Genomic DNA, 17,643 nt, shown 5'->3' with positions numbered 1-17,643 from the left:
TAAAAAATTATTTAAGTTCAACCTTAGCACCAGCTTCTTCAAGCTCTTTTTTAGCTGCCTCAGCCTCATCTTTGCTAACACCTTCTTTAAGAACAGATGGTGTTCCCTCAACTGCGTCTTTAGCTTCTTTAAGACCAAGACCAGTAAGCGCTCTAACAACTTTAATAACATTAATTTTCTTATCACCAGAATCAACCAAGACAATGTTAAATTCTGTTTTTTCCTCTGCTGCAGCTACTGCACCGCCTGCTGCAACAGCACCACCAGCTACCATTACAGGAGCTGCGCTAACACCAAATTTCTCTTCGAACTCTTTTACAAGTTCGCTAAGTTCAAGTACAGAAAGATTAGATATAAACTCTAATACATCTTCTTTAGTAATTGCCATTTTTAATCCTTATTATTTTTTTAATTTAAATTAAGCTGATTGTTCTTTTTTCTCTTTAAGCGCATTCAAACCAATTGTAAAATTTTGAATTGGTGCATTCCAAACTTGTAAAAGCATCGCAATAAGCTCATCACGGCTAGGCATTTTAGATAGAGCTTTAACTTTATCAACACTAGCAACTTCACCATCAATATAAGCTGTTTTTATTTTGAAAAGATCAGCATTAGACTCTTCAAATTTTGCGGCTACTTTAGTTACTGCTAATTGATCTTCACTCCAAAGATAAATATTTGTATCTTTGAGTTCCATCCCGACTTTATCAGAATTTTTAAGAGCAATATTTGCAAGAGTATTTTTAATAACCTGAACTTTTACATTTTGTTCTTTAGCAGAATTTCTTAAAACTTCAAGTTTCTTTACTGAAAGACCACGATAGTCACAAACTACAATAGCTTCAGCAGTTTTAAATTCACTCTCTAATTTTGCAACAACTTCAGTTTTTTCGTTACGTGTCACTTTTTCTCCTTTCCGACCGGTAATTTCAAGCAGAGCGGGTCGAATCAATTAAGCCCAATGGCCTCGGCTATCTCCAATCTAAGATATAAATTTTAATTTTTGGTTTTATTTTAAGTCCATAACTTCTTGAGTATCAAGAGCTATAGATGGGCTCATTGTCAAAGACAACGAAGCATTTTTAACATATCTACCCTTTGCAGTTGCAGGCTTATGTTTATTGATCGCTTTAATAAATGTTGAAATATTTTCATTTAATTGTTCTTTAGTAAAATTAACTTTACCAAGGCCTGCATGTATATTTCCTTGCTTATCAACACGGAAATTTACTTGACCACTTTTTGCATTATTAACAGCTTGTGCAACATCCATTGTGACTGTACCAGTTTTTGGATTTGGCATTAATCCTTTTGGTCCCAAAATTCTACCGACCTTACCTACAAGACCCATTAAGTTTGGAGTAGCTATAAGAACATCAAAATTCATTATACCTTTTTGTATATCTTCAACTAAACCATCTGCGCCAATAATATCAGCACCAGCTGCTTTTGCCTCATCAGCTTTAGCATCTTTAGCAATAACAGCAACTCTTACAGTTTTACCTGTACCAGCTGGCAAAACTACTGAACCACGAACCATTTGATCAGCATGTCTTGGATCAACATTTAATTTTAATGCAATCTCAACTGTTTCATTAAATTTAGCAGAAGCTAGAGCTTTGACCGTATCAATAGCCTCACTAAGGTTATAAATTTTATCTTGCTCTACTTTTTTGAGCAATTCTTGAAATCTCTTACTAGTTTTTCCCATAAATTTCTCCGCATATATATTGCTTCCGTCTTTTGCTAATCAACCTGACGGTAAAGGTTTTAGTCTATTACTTCGACACCCATTGATCGAGCTGAACCAGCAATAATCTTGGCTGCTTGCTCTTTATCATTTGTATTTAAATCAACAAGTTTTTTCTCAACTATTTCTAAAACTTGAGCTTTTGTTAGTTTGCCTACTTTATTTTTTAAAGGATTATCAGTTCCTTTTGTTATACCTGCAGCCTTTTTAATAAGATCTGTAGCAGGAGGCTGTTTTGTGATAAATGTAAAACTTTTATCAGCATAAACAGTTATAACAACTGGAATATTAAACCCAACCATGTCTTTTGTTCTCTCATTAAAGGCTTTACAAAATTCCATAATATTAACACCTTTTTGTCCAAGAGCTGGACCAACTGGTGGACTAGGATTTGCTTTTGTTGCAGCAATTTGTAATTTTATTTCACCTATAACTTTTTTAGCCATTTCTTGCTCCTTAAATTATCTTCTCAACTTGTGAATACAAAATATCAACAGGGGTACTTCTACCAAAAATAGAAACATTAAGTCTAAGCTTGCCATGTATCATGTCATATTCTTCAACAATACCTGTAAAGTTAGCAAAAGGACCTTCTGTTATACGAACACTCTCACCATCCTCAAAGAATATCTTAGGTTTTGGTGCAGCCCTTTTTTGAACTTTTTCCAAAATAGTATTTATATCTTTTTCAGATAATGGCGTAGGTTTTTTGGCCTCACCAATAAAACGTCCAACTTTTGGTAAAGATTGAATCCTGTGCCAAAGAGCCGTATCAAGATCTAAGCACGCAAAAGCATAACCTGGGTAAAGAGTCCTTTCGTTGATTTTTTGCTTACCATTTTTTATTTCTATTACGTCTTCTGTAGGAACTATAATTTCTTTTAGTTGATCTTCTATTCCATGATCTTTTACTAAGTTTTCAATTCCTCTCTTTACTGCCATTTCGCTTCCAGCGTAAGTCTGTATAGCATACCATTTATGTGACATTACTTCTTCCCTTATATCATATAACTTTAGATAAAACAAAGGACATAATAACATCAACAAGAGCTAAAAAAAGTGATACAACAGCAACTACGATAAAAACTGCAAAAAAAGCATTTCTAATTTGTTCTTTTGTAGGATAGATAACCTTCATTATTTCCAATTTAGAAAGCCTAATATAATTTATAATTTTTTCCATAATCTTAACCTTAGTCGTGGCAGGGCAAGAGGGATTCGAACCCCCAACCATTGGATTTGGAATCCAGCGCTCTACCGTTGGAGCTATTGCCCTAATAGCTTCTTAATTAACTTTTTAATTTAACTTCTTTATGAATAGTATGTTTTTTTAATCTTGGGCAATACTTTTTAAGTTCAACTTTATCCGTAGTAGTTTTACTATTTTTAGTTGTTGTATAATTTATATCACCACTTTCGGAGCATTTTAAACCAATTTTAATTCTCATATAAGTCCTTATTAAGATATCAAAGGGATATCCTCCCTTTGATAAAATTTTATAAATTAACCAAGTATTTTTGAAACAACACCTGAACCAACAGTCCTACCACCTTCACGGATAGCGAAACGAGTGCCTTCCTCAAGTGCTACTGGAGCAATCAATTCAACAGAAATTCTTACATTATCACCTGGCATAACCATCTCTGTTCCTTCTGGAAGCGTAATTGAACCAGTAACATCAGTTGTTCTTACGTAGAATTGTGGTCTATAGTTATTAAAGAAAGGAGTATGGCGACCACCTTCTTCTTTTGTCAAGATATAGACTTCGCCTTCAAATTTTGTATGAGGAGTAATTGATTTAGGTTTGCAAAGAACCATACCACGCTCAACATCCTCTTTCTTGGTACCACGAAGAAGAACACCGACGTTATCACCAGCTTCACCTTGATCCATCTCTTTTCTAAACATTTCAACACCAGTAACTGTTGTTGTTTGAGTTGGTTTAATACCAACAATTTCAATTGTATCACCAACTTTTATAACACCTTTTTCGATTCTACCAGTTACAACTGTACCACGACCTGAAATCGAAAAAACATCTTCGATTGGCATAAGAAGATCTTTATCTGTTGCACGAACTGGAGTTGGGATATAGCTATCAACTGCATCCATTAATTCCATAATTTTTGCTGACCATTCGCCATCTTGACCAGCTTTTGCCTCTTCAAGGGCTTTAAGTGCTGAACCAGAAACAATAGGTGTATCATCACCTGGGAAATTATACTCATTAAGCAATTCGCGGATTTCCATTTCAACCAATTCAAGTAGCTCAGCATCATCAACCATATCAGCTTTATTCATAAAAACAACAATGTATGGAACACCAACTTGGCGTGATAACAAAATATGCTCTCTAGTTTGTGGCATTGGGCCATCAGCTGCAGAAACAACCAGAATAGCTCCATCCATTTGCGCAGCACCTGTAATCATATTTTTTACATAGTCGGCGTGACCAGGGCAGTCAACGTGGGCATAGTGGCGTTTCTCTGTCTCGTACTCAATATGTGAAGTAGCAATTGTAATACCACGCTCTTTTTCTTCTGGAGCATTATCAATATTATCATAATCTTTTAGCTCAGCAAGTCCTTTGCGTGAAAGAACAGCAGATATTGCAGCTGTTAATGTAGTTTTACCATGATCTACGTGACCAATAGTACCTATGTTTACGTGCGGCTTGTTACGTGAAAATTTTTCTTTAGCCATCTTTTCCTCCGTATGTGATATATGTCTTTTTCTTACTAAATTTGTATAATCATAATAAAATCATATTAACCAGTGGAGCTCATAGCGGGACTTGAACCCGCGACCTCTTCCTTACCAAGGAAGTGCTCTACCTCTGAGCCATATGAGCGAAAAACGCTTGGCAGAGATGATTCCAATTAAATAATACAAACAACTAAAAATTTTGAAAATAAAGTAAGGAATAACTGTGTTTAGTAAAATCTAGATACAGCTCCCAGTTTATTTTCCGAAATTTTGGAGCGGGAAACGGGGCTCGAACCCGCGACCCTCAGCTTGGAAGGCTGATGCTCTAGCCAACTGAGCTACTCCCGCATAACAATGGTGGTGAGACGTGGATTCGAACCACGGAAGACATAGTCAGCAGATTTACAGTCTGCCCTCGTTGGCCGCTTGAGTATCTCACCTTAAACATTAATAAACTATTTTGGTATTTTCTGGTCAAACACTGTTACAAAAATGGAGCTGGTGAACGGACTTGAACCGCCGACCCACTGCTTACAAGGCAGTAGCTCTACCAACTGAGCTACACCAGCACCTATTTTGTGAAGTGGCAATTATATATCAAAACAAGGTAAAAGTCAAGGGAAATTTAAAAAATTTTCATAAAAATTAAAATCATAAAATATAGCCATTTAAGAATACAAATTTTTATTACATTTAAATCCGTAATGCATCATTAAGTATTTATGAAATATGTATAATTTTTATGGTTTTATTTTTTTTAAAAGCTAAAATTTCTATAATTACAAAAAATATATAAGGACTTAATATGCAATTTTTACCTTGGGCGATAATTTTATTACTAATTTACGTAATTTATTTTCTAATGATACGTTATGAGAAAAGAATATCGACTCTTAGCAAATTAATTGAACAAAATAGTGATGGCATTAAAGAAAATAGGGATTTGATTGGACAAAATAGATCACTTATTGAAAAAAACAAACACGATATCGAAAAAAATACAAAAGACATCATAACAAATGTTGAAAAAGTAGATATCGATTTGGAAGACTAAAGTTTCTGATTTCTTATCTCGGCTATTAATAAATTTGCTAGAATTTTTTATTTAAGATTTTAGCAAATCATTTTTTATTTGAAAATTTTATATTTATTGTATTCTTCAGCTAGTAAAAGTTATGTATATATTTCTTATGGGTGCATGTATAAAAAATTTATAGTTTTTGAAGAAGAGTCTTAAATTTCTCACAAAAATAAATCAAGATTTTATGCGTCAAGTTGCTTCATTAAAAGCACAAGCCCTATTCTATCCTTTACATTTAGCTTACTATAAATCGAGCTTGTATGTGCTTTGACTGTTCTTAGTGTAATACCTGTTTTTTCTGAAATTTCATTATTTGTTAGACCCTGATAGATTAAATCTGCAATTTCTCTTTCCCTTGAACTAAGCTCAGAGAGGTCGGTCCTTTTATCTGCCTTTTCACTTTCACTATTAATATATGAGCCGGTTAGCTCACTAATCATTGCCTGAACGAATTCTTGGTAAAGCCATATATTTCCATTAAAAATAGCTTCAAAAGCATCTTCAAAGTGAGCCTTTCTCATGTGAGAATTTGCATAGCCCTTGATTCCAAGCGTAAGTAGATGCTTGCCTTCGTTTATCGTTGGCCTATTTGAGAGAATGAGTATTTTTATATTTGGGGAATTTTCAATTATATTTTTTATAACATCATCAATATTATCTTTAAAAACATCAATATCAATGCCTATAATATCAACATCATCATTTATATGAGAAAAAAACTCTTTTCTATTATGTATAAATTTCACATCGCTATTGCCAGTAAAATAGCTTCTCCAAATATTGTTTAATGCACTATTTTGTGTAAATAAAATAACTTGCATTACCTTTCCTTGGATTATTTATATGATTCTTTCATAAATTTTTTTATTATTTATAAAAAATTCTATATGACGACTTTCGCCATTTTTGTGTATCTTGTAATCTATTGATGAGAAAAATTTAGTAACCACTGAGGATTTTTCTTCTAAAAAAATAGTCATTTCAAAAAAATCTTGTGATATAGCATATTTATAAGGGGTATTTAAATTTAAAATTCCAGGATCAAAGTCAAATTTGTCCAAACTCTGGTCAAAGCCTTTTATTAAAATTTTAATGCTCCTTACTATATCATCTTGAATTTTTATATTTTCAAATAGTTTTTTATGCCTACTAGCAACATCTACTAATTGTAAAAATTCTATTTCACAATCACTAAATTCAAATCGTTCAATTTCATCATTAACTATATCGCAGCAATGATCATCTTTTATGAGATAGAAATTTTGTAAATTTTGAAATTTTTCAATCTCATATTCACCAAATTTCTTATCATAAAAAGCGATCTTGCCCATTACCTCTCCGTTAAGGCATTTTGCTTTGCCTTTAAAATAGGCTTTAATAAATAATCAAGTATTGTCTTTTTACCGGTAATGATATCAGCTGAAACTATCATACCAACTTTTATTCTAAGTGGCTTTTCTTCGCTACCAAGATAATTTTTCTCAGTTTCTATCCTGACCAAATAATAGCTCTCACCAGTTTTTTCATTAGTCTCCGTATCAGCACTAATCTGCGTTACCTTGCCTTTTAAACCACCGTAAATACTAAAATCATAGGCCGTAAATTTAACCATCGTATCAAGCCCAGGCCTCAAAAACGCAACATCGGCTGGTTTTACTTTTACTTCGGCAACCAGTTTATCCTCAAGAGGAACTATCTCAGCAATATTTTCACCAGGCTTGATAACTCCTGATACGGTATGAACCATCATCTTACTAACGATACCATTTACTGGAGATCTTACATATGTTCTTTCCACTCTATCGCTTAGGCTAATTTGTGATTCATTTATCCTTGCGATCTCTGCTGAAACTTCATTTAGCTCTTTTTTTGCATTGTTTTTAAAAGCAAGTTTTGCTTCTTCGATCTTATTTTTCGCTTCTTTTATAGTTGATTCAACTCTTGGTACGGCAAGAACGGCTGCATCAAGCTCACCTCTTAGATCATTTACGCGCCTTTGAAGCTGAATGTATTCGACCTCACTAACAAGACCTTTTTTAAAGATTGGCTCCATAATGGCCTTTTCTTTTAGAACAAGGTTATAGCTATTCTGAGTTTGAGAAATTTTATTTTTTAGTTCGACCAATTCACTCTGGCGTTGATGAATTTGCTCTGTTAAAATTCCTATCTGTTCATTTAGGTGATCAATATTTGAATTATGTAAACTTAGCTCATATCTTATGGCCTTGCTATTGTTTGCATCTCTAGCTTCGTCATAGTCAAATTCCTTATCATTCGCCTCAGCATCAAGTCTCATAAATTTTGCTTGAAGTTCGTCAAGTCTTAGTTTTGACTCACCATAACTACTCGTAAAATTTTTATTATCTAACCTTATTAGAATTTGATCTTTCTTGACTTCATCGCCCTCTTTTACAAAAATTTGATCGACTATACCGCCTTCAAGATTTTGTATCGCTTGGTTTTTTCCAGACGGGATGATCTTACCACTACCTCTTGTGATCTCATCTATTTGTGCCCAAGAGGCCCAAATAAGAAGCCAAAACATAGTTATAGCAACTGTATAGAGTATCTTTTTAGATGTTGATGGGGCTTTAGCCAAAACAGCCTCAGAAAGACTTGACATAAATTTCAAATCATAAGCATCATAATTTTTTGTTTGAAGATTAGACTTTATATCATCTACGCTATTTAAAATTTTATTACTAGCTTCCTCTTGTTCTTTTATGCTATTTTCGGAAATTAATCTTTTTTCATTTTTTGGATTTTCATTTTGTTTATTCTTGATATCTTCTTGCATGATCACTTCCCACTAAGTCTTGCTAAAACTTCATCTCTTGGTCCGTCCAATAAAATTTTGCCATTGTCCATAACTATAAGTCTATCAACAAGATCTAGCATCGACGTCCTATGTGTAACAAGTAGCATCGTTTTATTTGCTGTATTTGTCTTTAAATTTATTTTTAACTTATTTTCAACTGTATTATCAAGAGAATTTGTTGGCTCATCAAGCAAAACAATAGGACTATCTAGCAAAAATGCCCTAGCCACAGCTATGCTTTGACGCTGCCCACCACTTATGCCATCGCCTCTTTCAAAAACTGGCATATCAAATCCAAGCGGATGAGCATTTACATATTCATCAACTCCGCTTACTTTAGCTGCTTTTATAATCTGAATATCATCAACATATGGTGCTTTTTGAACAATATTTTCTCTAACCGTTCCTTTAAAAAGCACAACATCTTGCGGAACATAGCCAATGTTTCGCCTAAGATCGGCTGGATCGATTTGATTAATATCAATACCATCGATTAGCACTGAGCCTTCAGTTGGTGAGTAAAGTCCCAAAATGAGCTTTTGTAAAGTAGTTTTTCCAGAGCCATTTTTGCCTATAATGCCAACTTTTTCACCTGGCTGAATAACAAAATTTATCCTATCAAGCGAACCTTTTGTGGTATCTGGATATGTAAAGCTTACATTCTTAAACTCGATCTTTCCATCAAAAGAATTTCTTCTAACAAATTTTTTACCTTCTGGCCTTTCAACAGGCATCTGCATAATCTTACTAAGACTTTGATAGGCTGTTTTTGTCTGCTCAAAATTTGCAGCCAGCGAAGCTACCTGCCCCATAGGAGCGATAGCGCGAGAGCTAAGCATAACCGCGGCGATAAGACCGCCCATTGTAAGATGTGTATCTTGTATCATATAGACACCAAGAACGATGATAGCAATAGTATTTAATTGCACTAAAAAAGATGTAACAGTCGTTATCGAAGTTGTGATAATTTTTGATTTAATGCTTCTATTTGCTATCTCACCAGTTGCCTCTTCCCAGTTCCATTGTATATGCCCACTAGCACCAAGAGTTTTGATAGTCTCAAGACTACTAAGACTCTCTATTAAAATTCCATTTTTTATAGCCGAAGCCTCAAATGTACTTTTAATAGCATTTTGAAGTGGATCTTTTATAAAAAATGTATAGCATAAAATAGCTATCATGATAACAATTGGTACAAGTACGATATAGCTTCCTATAAAATAAGTAACTATCAAGAAAATGATCGCAAATGGAAGATCGACAATGGCTGCCAATGAGGCTGATGAGAAGAAATTTCTAACCGTATCAAACTCTTTTAGATTACTAGCGAAAGAACCAACAGATTTTGGTTTATTGCTAAATTTCATATCCATAACACGCTCAAATAAAATAGAACTCATTATGATATCGCTCTTTTTGCCGGCAATCTCAAGAAAATATGATCTTACAAATTTTAAAAAAAGATCTATGCCATAAACTACACTTACGCCAAGTGCCAAGACCCAAAGTGTCTCAACCGCATTATTTGGCACAACTCGGTCATATACGTTCATCGTAAAAAGTGGGCTAGCAAGAACAAATAAATTTATAATAAAACTTGCAAGAACAACATCAAAATAAATCTTTTTTGAACGTTTTAGAGTTCCCCAAAACCAGTGGTCATTGCCCGCATCAATTAGCTTTGTTGAGCTAGTATCCTCTGGAATAAACTCGCGCTTTAGATAGTATGCATAGCCTAAATATTCTTCTTTTAATTTACTTATTTCTATCGTACTAGTACCAGTTGAAAGTTCTGGCGTTATGATATTTGCTGTCTTTTTATCTTTACTAAAAGATTGCAAGATGCAAGCTTTTTTGCCTCTAAGCATTAAAATGCAAGGTAAAACTAAAGGAGAGATTTGCTCAAGATCTTTTCTTACGAGGGTAGAAGCAAAGCCAGCACGAGAAGCAGCACGAGAAAATAAAGACCTTGAGCTTTTAAGTGAAAAAAGCTCAATCTCATCGCCATCTTTTACTGGCAAGCCAATAGTTAAAGCATCGGCACTGTATGGATTATTATGAAGCTTGGTAAAAATAACCAAACATTGAAGCAGTTCATCTTTTATCTTATCACTATGCATCTATCATCCAATGTTCTTAATTTCATCTATATAAATTCCTTGCATATTTTTAATGCCAAGATCGATTAACTTTTTCTTCTGCTCTTCGCCTTCAACGCCGATTGCTATCAAAATAATGTCTTTTGAGCTTAAAACAACATCAAGTGATTGTTTTGTGTTTACTCCTGACTTATCACTTAAGAAGTCAATCAAGACATTTGACTGAATTTTTACATAATCAGGGTTAAATTCTTTTAGTTTCTCAATACCTTTTGCGTTAAGCTCGAAGTGGTCAAAACCAAATCCAAAGCCAAGTTCTTTTAATTTTTTAGTAAGCTTAACTATACTTTCTATGCTAATATCGTCTTTATTTGGAATTTCTATATAGTTTTTATATTTTGAAATTTGACTTATCTTTTTAAGTGTAGCTTCAAGTTTTGAAAAATTTTCATCTGAGTTTAATATCTCTTTTCCCAAATTTATAGCTAAGTTGCCACTTGGCAAGATATTTTCCGGTAAAATTCTGGCTACCCTATTTAAGATATGAAGATCAAGCATCGCACCTAAATTTAGCTCATTTACCATCGGCATGAAATATGAGGCCATACGCCATACACCATCTTTATCAACAAGCCTCAAATAAAGCTCATACTGTTCAAAATTTGAATTAAGATCAATCACCTTTTGAGCTGCGAATTTAAATTCATCATCTTTTATTGAGTCAAAAATAAGCTCTTTATACTTCTCTTTACCAATCACTAAAGTATTTTGATTTTCATTAAATACCTTGTATGTAAAGCTTCCAGCAAGTCTTGAGCTAGCCAATGTAACGTCAGCTGAAGTAAGAAGTGTCTTGATATCAGTATTTGGTGAATACTCAACTATCGCAGCATTTACTGGATACTCGCTATCATTTAGCGCAAAATTTGCATAAAGCTTTTTAAACTCGTTCATAATTTCATCACATAGAGCCAAGAAATTTGATGAATTTCTACCATACGAAAGTACAATGAAATCATTATCGTTAAGCCTTGCAACAATCGCATTTTTATCATTATGGATTGATTTTTCTTGTAAAATTTGAGCTATTTTCATTATAACGCTTTGCCATTTTTCAAAGCCAAGCGTACTTTTTAAATTTATTAGATCTTTAAAACTAACAAGTAAAGCAACACCACTTGAATATTCTTCACTTGCTAGATACTCACTAAATTTAGTTTGAAAAAATCTTCTGTTATTAGCACCGCTCATTGTATCTTTATATAAAAGTTCTTGATACTTACTAAGTGTGGCTGCCTCTCTCTCAAAAATGTCTTTTACTTTACTAACCATAGAGTTCATAGCTAGAACCATTTTTTTAAGATCAGCTGTAAATGGAATTCTTTTCTGAATAATAAATTTATTATCAAGTATGGCCTCAGCCTGATCTTGAACCTTCATAAGCGGTCTAAAAATAGCTTTTAGAGCGAAATATGCCACCACGAGAGTGACAATTATCATTAGAAGAAGAAAATTAAAAATATTTTTTGAGTTAGTATAAAGCTCATTATAGGCAAGTGCGGTGCTGCCTTGAACATAAAGCGTGCCAAATTTTGCCCAGCCAGTCATAATCTCGCTATCTGCTATTGGTGCTTCAAACTTGGCTATTTTGTAAAACCACTCAGGAATATCTTTAACAACAGTTTGTTGAGAATTTTCAATAAGAACCTTGCCATCAACATCTTCAAGCTTGATAAGCTTGTATCTACCGCTGTCAAACATAGAATTTATCATTGTTTGAGCCAAGGACATGTCATCTGGATCGATAATAGGCTTTAAAGCAAGTCCAAGCGAATTTGCTGTATGCCTTGCGTTTTCACCAAGCTGGTCATTAATATATCCATTTAGGCTCTTAAAATTTAAGTAGCCAACAGCCATAAAAATCATGATACCAAAAGTTATCACGGCGATCATAATTTGTTTAAATAGCGTCATAAATCCTCTTTTCCTATCCTATCTATTAGTTCCATCCACTTAGGATTTTGTTTTTTATTTCCACCTGGTATTGCTTGACCAAGACCTTCTTGTTTTGCCAAGTATAGTGAATCACCATTAAAACTATAAACTGGAACAAGGTCCGTTCTTTGAGTTGCGATTTTTATTTTACCATTTATGTTATCTAAAATTAATGGAATAGATTTTGGTGTATCATAGTATGCTAAAACCATATGAGCTTGATTGTATCTTAAGGCTTTAACATATGTGAAGTATAATTTTTGAGTTGGAATTCCTAGCTGCTTTAGTGTAAAATATTTTGCGATAACGTAGTCTTCGCAGTCACCAGCACCTTTTCCTATAAATTCCATTCTAGTAGCCCAATAATCCTTTTTGTGCCAAAGCTGCATATCATCAACCCATCTAAAAGAGTTAAAAAAGTCATTTACTTTTATTAATTTCTCTTGTTCAGTTGCATCTTGCAATGAAGTCATTAAAGAATTTAGAGCAGAAGCCCTTCTTCTTGCATCTTCTCCATAAATTTTAGCTACCTTTGCTATAGTTGTTGATTTTATAAAATCTCCAATAGCACTTGCTAATAATAAAAAAAGGACGCTTACAATAAGCGTCCAAAAATTTGTCTTGACCCTCATGGTCATTACTTTTTACATTTTTATCTTAAATCGTTTTGAATGCTGCAAGCACCTTGAATGTATCTCTTTGCAAAACCTGGCTCAAAGCTATCTGAGATCATTCCCATATTATCTAACAGTCTGTATTTTGCATAAGATAGTGCCGTCTCAGTTGTAGCGATCTCTTTTAATGCAGAGTTATATTCATTTTCAGCATCAAGCAAGTTTATAAGATCGCGACGACCGATTCTAAATTCATCCTGATAAGCGTCAAGTGTAGCTTTAGCATATTCAACGTGTTGATTTAAGTATCCCATTTTTTCTTGGTTAAGAACATAATTTTGCCATGAAAATTCCAAAGATTCTTTAAGCTCTCTTACAAGATTATCCAAAGTTTGTTGCTCTTGTTGAACGGCAAGCTGGCTTTTTTCTTTATCTAGTTTATCATTACCTTTATTGTAAAGGTTATAGTTTAGTCTTAAAAGTGCGTCAAATGTTTGTTCTTCATAATTGTCATATAAAACATTTGAATGATCATACGCGCCAGATACAACAAGATCTAGTTTTGGCAAGAATGGCGCATTTTTCTCTTTTACAACTGACTCTGCCATAGCAATATTTGATTTTTGAACTAAAAGTGATGGGTTGCAGAGAATAGCTTTGTTATAAACAGCTTCTTTTGTGCTAGGTAAAGGAAGGCTAAACTCAGGCATCACTAAATTTTTAGCTGCAACTTTTTTTCCATATAATTTCTCAAATGTAGAAAGCGCATCTTCATAGTTATTTTTAGCAGCTGTATAGTTTGATTGAGCTAAAGTATAGCGTGATCCAGCTTGTCTCTCTTCAGAAGCTACACCATAACCTGATCTTGCTCTATCTTTAATTTGGCTATAAATCTCCTCATGACTCTTTACGTTTTCTTCTTCAATGTCTAAAATTCTCTTAGTTTGAAGAACTTGCAAGTAAGCATTTGCAGCATTTAATGTAAGTCTATCTGCAGCTTGTGCTACCGAATAAGCAGCTGAATCAAGCCTTGCACTTTGAGAATTTATTCTATTTTTATCAGCACCACCATTGTATAAATTTTCAACCAAGGTTAGAGATGTACCAGAAATTCTTCCATCTCCTCTTCTTGTAGAAACTCCATCATCAAGGCGTTTTTTCTCATATCCCACTCTAGCAGCAGCGTCAAGTGTTGGATAATAGGCATTCTTTGCTATTTTTAGATCTTTACCAACTTGTAGATAGTTAAATTCTGTAGCTTTTAAACTTGGGTTTTCATTTAAAATAGTCTTTATAACTTGATCTAAAGTCAAAACTCCATCATCAACTTGTGCTACTGGTTTTACTTCAGTTGATATAGCTTGTTCTATATTAGATTTTTTTGTTGTTTGAGTATCAGCTACAGGTGCTTTTGGTCTCATTAAAGCATCCTTATAGCCTGATTCGTTTTGAACTTTAACTAATAGACTATTAGCTTCATCCTCAGAGACTGGAGTTGTGTCAACATATAAAAATTTTCGTCCACCAACCTCATAGATACCTGTAGTTAGTCTGCTGTCAGAGATTTTGCTATTGACTTTATTAACAGCACTATCAATTCTAGCCTGATTATCATCTTGTGCAAATGAAGCTAGAAAAATCCTATAAGGAACATCTTGAGCTGACAGCACAGTTGCTGCCAAAGCACTAATTGCTAACATCTTTTTCATAATTAAGATCCTTTTACCTTATTTTTATTATTAAGTCTATACTTAAATTTTGATACGAATTATACATCAAGAAATATTAAATGCATTTTAAATATCTTATGACAAAAAAATAATTTTTATATAGTTTTAGAAAATCGCCTTAAATTCTCGGGAATTTTCTTTAGATATTCATCAAAACACATTGCAATATTTCGTATTATCAGTGTTCCAGTTTCATTTACGCTGATTTTATCTGCTGTAACATTGACAAATTCATTTAAATTTTTAAGCTCCTCAAGCTCTTCCTTAAAGTGTTCAAAGAAATTTATATGAAATTCATTCTCGATGGCTTTGATATCAAGCCCAAAATTACTCATTAAGTTCATAATCACACTCTTTCTAAGCAAATCTTCATCACTTAGATAAATTCCCTTTGCATATGGCAACCTTCCACTATCGATCGCCTTTTCATACTCGTCCATGTCTTTATGATTTTGTGCGTAGTGCCTTTTGCACTCACCGATACTTGTCACGCCTATACCAATAAGATCAGCGCCACCCTTTGTCGTATAACCTTGAAAATTTCTATGCAAAGTACCATTTGCCAGAGCACCAAAAAGCTCATCATTTGGCTTTGCAAAATGATCCATACCTATCATTTTGTAGCCATTTTTAGTTAAAAACTCAGCTGTAAATTTTAAAATCTCAAGCTTTACTTCAGGATTTGGCAATGTGGTTTCATCAAATTTACGCATTGATTTTTTTATCCAAGGTACATGAGCGTAGTTAAATACCGCAAGTCTATCAGGATCAAGTGTGAGGGCTAGTTCAAGCGTCTTTTTAAAGCTCTCTAGGCTTTGATACGGCAGGCCATAGATCAGGTCCATATTTATTGATTTTATGCCCTTTTGCCTAGCCATTTTTACAGCATTTTGGGTGATCTCATAAGGCTGAATTCTATGAATTTCTTTTTGCACCTTTTCATCAAAGTCCTGCACGCCGTAGCTTATGCGGTTAAAGCCGTGAGATATGAGCACATCAAGCTGCTCGTTTGTTAAAAATCTCGGATCTATCTCGCAGCTTATCTCAGCCTCTTTTGAGAAATTTTTAAATTTAGCTTTGATAAGTTTGATAATCTCATCAAGCTGAGCGGCATTATAAAATGTTGGTGTGCCGCCGCCAAAGTGCATTTGTAAGACCTCAGCACTGGTGTCCAGGTGGTGAGCTAAAATTTCAAGCTCTTTTTCTATATATCTTATATATTTCTCTTTGCGGTCCTCTTTGCTCGTGTAAATGACGTTACAGCCACAAAAATAACAAGCGCTTCTGCAAAATGGCAGGTGCAAATAAAGAGAAAGCGGCCTTTTTTTATCTCGATTTTCAAGCTCTTTTATATAAGCTTCATAGCTAAATTTATCACTAAACTCTGGCGCTGTCGGATAGCTAGTATATCTTGGCCCTGGCCTTGAATACTTCACATAAGCACTAAAATCAATCATCTGCCCTACTCCTTGCCATTTGAATCACCTCTTTTATGTCTACAAATAAATTTGGGTGCTCTTTTTTGATATTTTTTACCAGTTTGTCAAGATCAATATTAAATTGTCTGCTTTTTTTATCGCTTGCGATCTTTTTTATCTCATCCATAGCAACCACCCAAACATCGCTAAAATCAACCGGAATGTTTTGCCAGATCGTCTTTTCAAGCCTTAGATCAAAATTTTCTTTTTGAGACTCTTTTAAGGCCTCGATCAAAGCTGAAAGCGATTTTACAGAGATTACCGTATGTAAATTTTGATTTTCATCAATACCAAACCACGGCTCTTTTGAGTCCCAAGAGCCACTTTTTAAATTTAAAATATGCTCATTTGGATTTTTGGTTGAAACTATCTCAAAGATCGTCTTTTCAGGGCTACTCAGCCCAAGGTTATTACCGATCTCATCTATCTCATCATATATATTTTTCTCTTTGCTCATCTTCTTCTCTCATCCAGCCAGACCATCACGCCTTTTTGGGCATGAAGTCTGTTTTCAGCCTCGCTAAAAATTTCATCTGCGTGCTTCTCAAAAACTGCCTCGCTCACCTCGTAGCCCCTATAAGCTGGCAAGCAGTGCAAAAATATCGCGTCTTTTTTAGCTAAGCTCATCAAATTTTCATCCACGCAGTATCCAGCAAAGTCCTTTAGCCTCTTTTCTTTCTCGGCCTCTTGTCCCATCGATACCCAAGTGTCCGTAGTCACTACATCGGCACCATTTACCGCTTCTTTTATATCATTTGTGATAAAAATTTTCGCACCTGAAATTTTCGCATTCTCGTTAGACATTTTTAAAATTTCTGCATCCACTTCGTAGCCTTTTGGCGTGGCAACCCTTAGCTCAAGGCCAAGCTTGCTGGCTAGCATGAGCCACGAGTGAGTCATGTTGTTGCCGTCCCCTACGTATGCGACCTTCTCGCCTGCGCTAAATTCTAGCATGGTTAGATAGTCTGCCATTAGCTGCACTGGGTGAAATTTATCACTTAAGCCATTTATCACTGGCACGCTTGAAAATTTAGCAAATTCTTCTAGTGTCTCGTGCTTATCGACCCTTAGCATAGCCATGTCGCACATCCTGCTTATCACTCTAGCGGTGTCGCGGATTGGCTCGCCACGGCCTATTTGTATATCATTTTTGCTTAAAAATAGCGCATATCCGCCAAGCTCATGCATGCCAACATCAAAGCTCACTCTAGTTCTAGTTGAACTTTTTTCAAATATCATCGCAAGCTTTTGATCTTTAAGATATGGCTTAAATTCTCTAACCTTCGCCTCTTTTTTGATCTTGCGGGCTAAATTTATCATCTGCTCGATTTCATCTTTGCTAAAGTCATTTAGCGTCAAAAAGTGCCTCAT

General features: G+C 34.4%; 19 protein-coding genes and 5 tRNA genes. 1 reads left to right on the top strand and 23 read right to left on the bottom strand.

Going from position 1 to position 17,643, the window contains the following annotated elements; all coding sequences use genetic code 11:
- Positions 1 to 7 precede the first annotated feature (7 nt).
- The 13 genes from rplL to G6W45_RS02220 all read right to left on the bottom strand — a co-directional run bounded on the left by rplL (position 8) and on the right by G6W45_RS02220 (position 5,026).
- A complete protein-coding gene (rplL, locus tag G6W45_RS02280) occupies positions 8 to 388 on the bottom strand; it encodes a 50S ribosomal protein L7/L12 (RefSeq protein WP_103580601.1) in 381 nt (126 codons plus the stop codon).
- A gap of 30 nt (positions 389 to 418) precedes the next feature.
- The gene (gene rplJ, locus G6W45_RS02275) at positions 419 to 904 is read right to left on the bottom strand and encodes a 50S ribosomal protein L10 (RefSeq protein WP_021090459.1); all 486 of its coding nucleotides are present in this window, start codon (positions 902 to 904) and stop codon (positions 419 to 421) included.
- A gap of 105 nt (positions 905 to 1,009) precedes the next feature.
- Positions 1,010 to 1,711, bottom strand: coding sequence for a 50S ribosomal protein L1 (rplA, locus tag G6W45_RS02270; RefSeq protein ID WP_194167381.1), 702 nt, complete (start codon positions 1,709 to 1,711; stop codon positions 1,010 to 1,012).
- A 59-nt stretch (positions 1,712 to 1,770) separates the two neighbouring features.
- Positions 1,771 to 2,196, bottom strand: a complete 426-nt coding sequence (rplK, locus tag G6W45_RS02265; RefSeq protein WP_084040690.1) for a 50S ribosomal protein L11 — start codon at positions 2,194 to 2,196, stop codon at positions 1,771 to 1,773.
- A gap of 10 nt (positions 2,197 to 2,206) precedes the next feature.
- Positions 2,207 to 2,737 (bottom strand): transcription termination/antitermination protein NusG, encoded by a 531-nt coding sequence (gene nusG, locus G6W45_RS02260; RefSeq protein ID WP_021090793.1) that lies wholly within the window; start codon positions 2,735 to 2,737, stop codon positions 2,207 to 2,209.
- A gap of 16 nt (positions 2,738 to 2,753) precedes the next feature.
- The gene (secE, locus tag G6W45_RS02255) at positions 2,754 to 2,933 is read right to left on the bottom strand and encodes a preprotein translocase subunit SecE (RefSeq protein WP_035167317.1); all 180 of its coding nucleotides are present in this window, start codon (positions 2,931 to 2,933) and stop codon (positions 2,754 to 2,756) included.
- A 17-nt stretch (positions 2,934 to 2,950) separates the two neighbouring features.
- A tRNA-Trp gene (locus G6W45_RS02250) sits at positions 2,951 to 3,026 on the bottom strand.
- 13 nt (positions 3,027 to 3,039) lie between these two features.
- A complete protein-coding gene (gene rpmG, locus G6W45_RS02245) occupies positions 3,040 to 3,198 on the bottom strand; it encodes a 50S ribosomal protein L33 (protein WP_035167196.1) in 159 nt (52 codons plus the stop codon).
- Between the two features lie 56 nt (positions 3,199 to 3,254).
- Positions 3,255 to 4,454, bottom strand: a complete 1,200-nt coding sequence (gene tuf / locus G6W45_RS02240) for an elongation factor Tu (RefSeq protein WP_021090663.1) — start codon at positions 4,452 to 4,454, stop codon at positions 3,255 to 3,257.
- A gap of 73 nt (positions 4,455 to 4,527) precedes the next feature.
- Positions 4,528 to 4,602: transfer RNA gene (locus G6W45_RS02235), tRNA-Thr, on the bottom strand.
- Between the two features lie 126 nt (positions 4,603 to 4,728).
- Positions 4,729 to 4,805 (bottom strand) — tRNA-Gly (locus G6W45_RS02230).
- A gap of 7 nt (positions 4,806 to 4,812) precedes the next feature.
- Positions 4,813 to 4,897 (bottom strand) — tRNA-Tyr (locus tag G6W45_RS02225).
- A gap of 53 nt (positions 4,898 to 4,950) precedes the next feature.
- Positions 4,951 to 5,026 (bottom strand) — tRNA-Thr (locus G6W45_RS02220).
- Between the two features lie 236 nt (positions 5,027 to 5,262).
- Here G6W45_RS02220 and G6W45_RS02215 point away from each other — a divergent pair.
- Positions 5,263 to 5,511, top strand: a complete 249-nt coding sequence (locus G6W45_RS02215; RefSeq protein ID WP_021090800.1) for a hypothetical protein — start codon at positions 5,263 to 5,265, stop codon at positions 5,509 to 5,511.
- Positions 5,512 to 5,720: 209 nt separating this feature from the next.
- On the opposite strand, the gene G6W45_RS02210 is transcribed toward G6W45_RS02215, so the two are convergent.
- The 10 genes from G6W45_RS02210 to argF form a co-directional block, all read right to left on the bottom strand.
- Positions 5,721 to 6,359: a response regulator transcription factor gene (locus G6W45_RS02210; protein ID WP_194167380.1), complete on the bottom strand. Its 639-nt coding sequence runs from the start codon at positions 6,357 to 6,359 to the stop codon at positions 5,721 to 5,723.
- A gap of 18 nt (positions 6,360 to 6,377) precedes the next feature.
- Positions 6,378 to 6,869, bottom strand: a complete 492-nt coding sequence (locus G6W45_RS02205) for a DUF5416 family protein (RefSeq protein ID WP_194167379.1) — start codon at positions 6,867 to 6,869, stop codon at positions 6,378 to 6,380.
- Positions 6,869 to 8,335 (bottom strand): HlyD family type I secretion periplasmic adaptor subunit, encoded by a 1,467-nt coding sequence (locus tag G6W45_RS02200; RefSeq protein WP_194167378.1) that lies wholly within the window; start codon positions 8,333 to 8,335, stop codon positions 6,869 to 6,871. The genes G6W45_RS02205 and G6W45_RS02200 overlap by 1 nt, the downstream gene beginning before the upstream one ends.
- 2 nt (positions 8,336 to 8,337) lie before the next feature.
- Entirely contained in the window at positions 8,338 to 10,476 is a 2,139-nt protein-coding gene (locus G6W45_RS02195; protein ID WP_194167377.1) for a type I secretion system permease/ATPase, read from the bottom strand.
- Between the two features lie 3 nt (positions 10,477 to 10,479).
- The gene (locus G6W45_RS02190) at positions 10,480 to 12,429 is read right to left on the bottom strand and encodes a bifunctional diguanylate cyclase/phosphodiesterase (protein ID WP_194167376.1); all 1,950 of its coding nucleotides are present in this window, start codon (positions 12,427 to 12,429) and stop codon (positions 10,480 to 10,482) included.
- Positions 12,426 to 13,082, bottom strand: a complete 657-nt coding sequence (locus G6W45_RS02185; RefSeq protein ID WP_054196396.1) for a transglutaminase-like cysteine peptidase — start codon at positions 13,080 to 13,082, stop codon at positions 12,426 to 12,428. The genes G6W45_RS02190 and G6W45_RS02185 overlap by 4 nt, the downstream gene beginning before the upstream one ends.
- A gap of 20 nt (positions 13,083 to 13,102) precedes the next feature.
- On the bottom strand, positions 13,103 to 14,773 hold the full coding sequence (locus G6W45_RS02180; RefSeq protein WP_194167375.1) for a TolC family outer membrane protein: 1,671 nt from the start codon (positions 14,771 to 14,773) through the stop codon (positions 13,103 to 13,105).
- 116 nt (positions 14,774 to 14,889) lie between these two features.
- Positions 14,890 to 16,251 carry an oxygen-independent coproporphyrinogen III oxidase gene (gene hemN, locus G6W45_RS02175; protein ID WP_194167374.1) on the bottom strand — a complete coding sequence of 454 codons (1,362 nt, stop codon included), beginning with the start codon at positions 16,249 to 16,251 and terminating at the stop codon, positions 14,890 to 14,892.
- On the bottom strand, positions 16,244 to 16,729 hold the full coding sequence (locus tag G6W45_RS02170; protein ID WP_084040706.1) for a DUF2603 domain-containing protein: 486 nt from the start codon (positions 16,727 to 16,729) through the stop codon (positions 16,244 to 16,246). Before G6W45_RS02170 ends, hemN begins: the two co-directional genes overlap by 8 nt.
- Positions 16,726 to 17,643, bottom strand: coding sequence for an ornithine carbamoyltransferase (argF, locus tag G6W45_RS02165; protein WP_194167373.1), 918 nt, complete (start codon positions 17,641 to 17,643; stop codon positions 16,726 to 16,728). The genes G6W45_RS02170 and argF overlap by 4 nt, the downstream gene beginning before the upstream one ends.

Source organism: Campylobacter concisus (assembly GCF_015229955.1).
GTDB classification, from domain to species: domain Bacteria; phylum Campylobacterota; class Campylobacteria; order Campylobacterales; family Campylobacteraceae; genus Campylobacter_A; species Campylobacter_A concisus_AT.
Note: the sequence above shows the minus strand (reverse complement) of the source record. Positions and strands in the feature narration are given on the sequence as shown.

Coding starts and splice junctions, on each gene's coding strand:
- rplK (WP_084040690.1), bottom strand. CDS start 2,196: ATGGCTAAAAAAGTTATAGGTGAAATAAAATTACAAATTGCTGCAACA.
- G6W45_RS02180 (WP_194167375.1), bottom strand. CDS start 14,773: ATGAAAAAGATGTTAGCAATTAGTGCTTTGGCAGCAACTGTGCTGTCA.
- rplA (WP_194167381.1), bottom strand. CDS start 1,711: ATGGGAAAAACTAGTAAGAGATTTCAAGAATTGCTCAAAAAAGTAGAG.
- G6W45_RS02210 (WP_194167380.1), bottom strand. CDS start 6,359: ATGCAAGTTATTTTATTTACACAAAATAGTGCATTAAACAATATTTGG.
- secE (WP_035167317.1), bottom strand. CDS start 2,933: ATGGAAAAAATTATAAATTATATTAGGCTTTCTAAATTGGAAATAATG.
- rpmG (WP_035167196.1), bottom strand. CDS start 3,198: ATGAGAATTAAAATTGGTTTAAAATGCTCCGAAAGTGGTGATATAAAT.
- G6W45_RS02205 (WP_194167379.1), bottom strand. CDS start 6,869: ATGGGCAAGATCGCTTTTTATGATAAGAAATTTGGTGAATATGAGATT.
- G6W45_RS02190 (WP_194167376.1), bottom strand. CDS start 12,429: ATGACGCTATTTAAACAAATTATGATCGCCGTGATAACTTTTGGTATC.
- G6W45_RS02185 (WP_054196396.1), bottom strand. CDS start 13,082: ATGAGGGTCAAGACAAATTTTTGGACGCTTATTGTAAGCGTCCTTTTT.
- G6W45_RS02170 (WP_084040706.1), bottom strand. CDS start 16,729: ATGAGCAAAGAGAAAAATATATATGATGAGATAGATGAGATCGGTAAT.
- hemN (WP_194167374.1), bottom strand. CDS start 16,251: ATGATTGATTTTAGTGCTTATGTGAAGTATTCAAGGCCAGGGCCAAGA.
- G6W45_RS02195 (WP_194167377.1), bottom strand. CDS start 10,476: ATGCATAGTGATAAGATAAAAGATGAACTGCTTCAATGTTTGGTTATT.
- G6W45_RS02200 (WP_194167378.1), bottom strand. CDS start 8,335: ATGCAAGAAGATATCAAGAATAAACAAAATGAAAATCCAAAAAATGAA.
- tuf (WP_021090663.1), bottom strand. CDS start 4,454: ATGGCTAAAGAAAAATTTTCACGTAACAAGCCGCACGTAAACATAGGT.
- argF (WP_194167373.1), bottom strand. CDS start 17,643: ATGAGGCACTTTTTGACGCTAAATGACTTTAGCAAAGATGAAATCGAG.
- G6W45_RS02215 (WP_021090800.1), top strand. CDS start 5,263: ATGCAATTTTTACCTTGGGCGATAATTTTATTACTAATTTACGTAATT.
- nusG (WP_021090793.1), bottom strand. CDS start 2,737: ATGTCACATAAATGGTATGCTATACAGACTTACGCTGGAAGCGAAATG.
- rplL (WP_103580601.1), bottom strand. CDS start 388: ATGGCAATTACTAAAGAAGATGTATTAGAGTTTATATCTAATCTTTCT.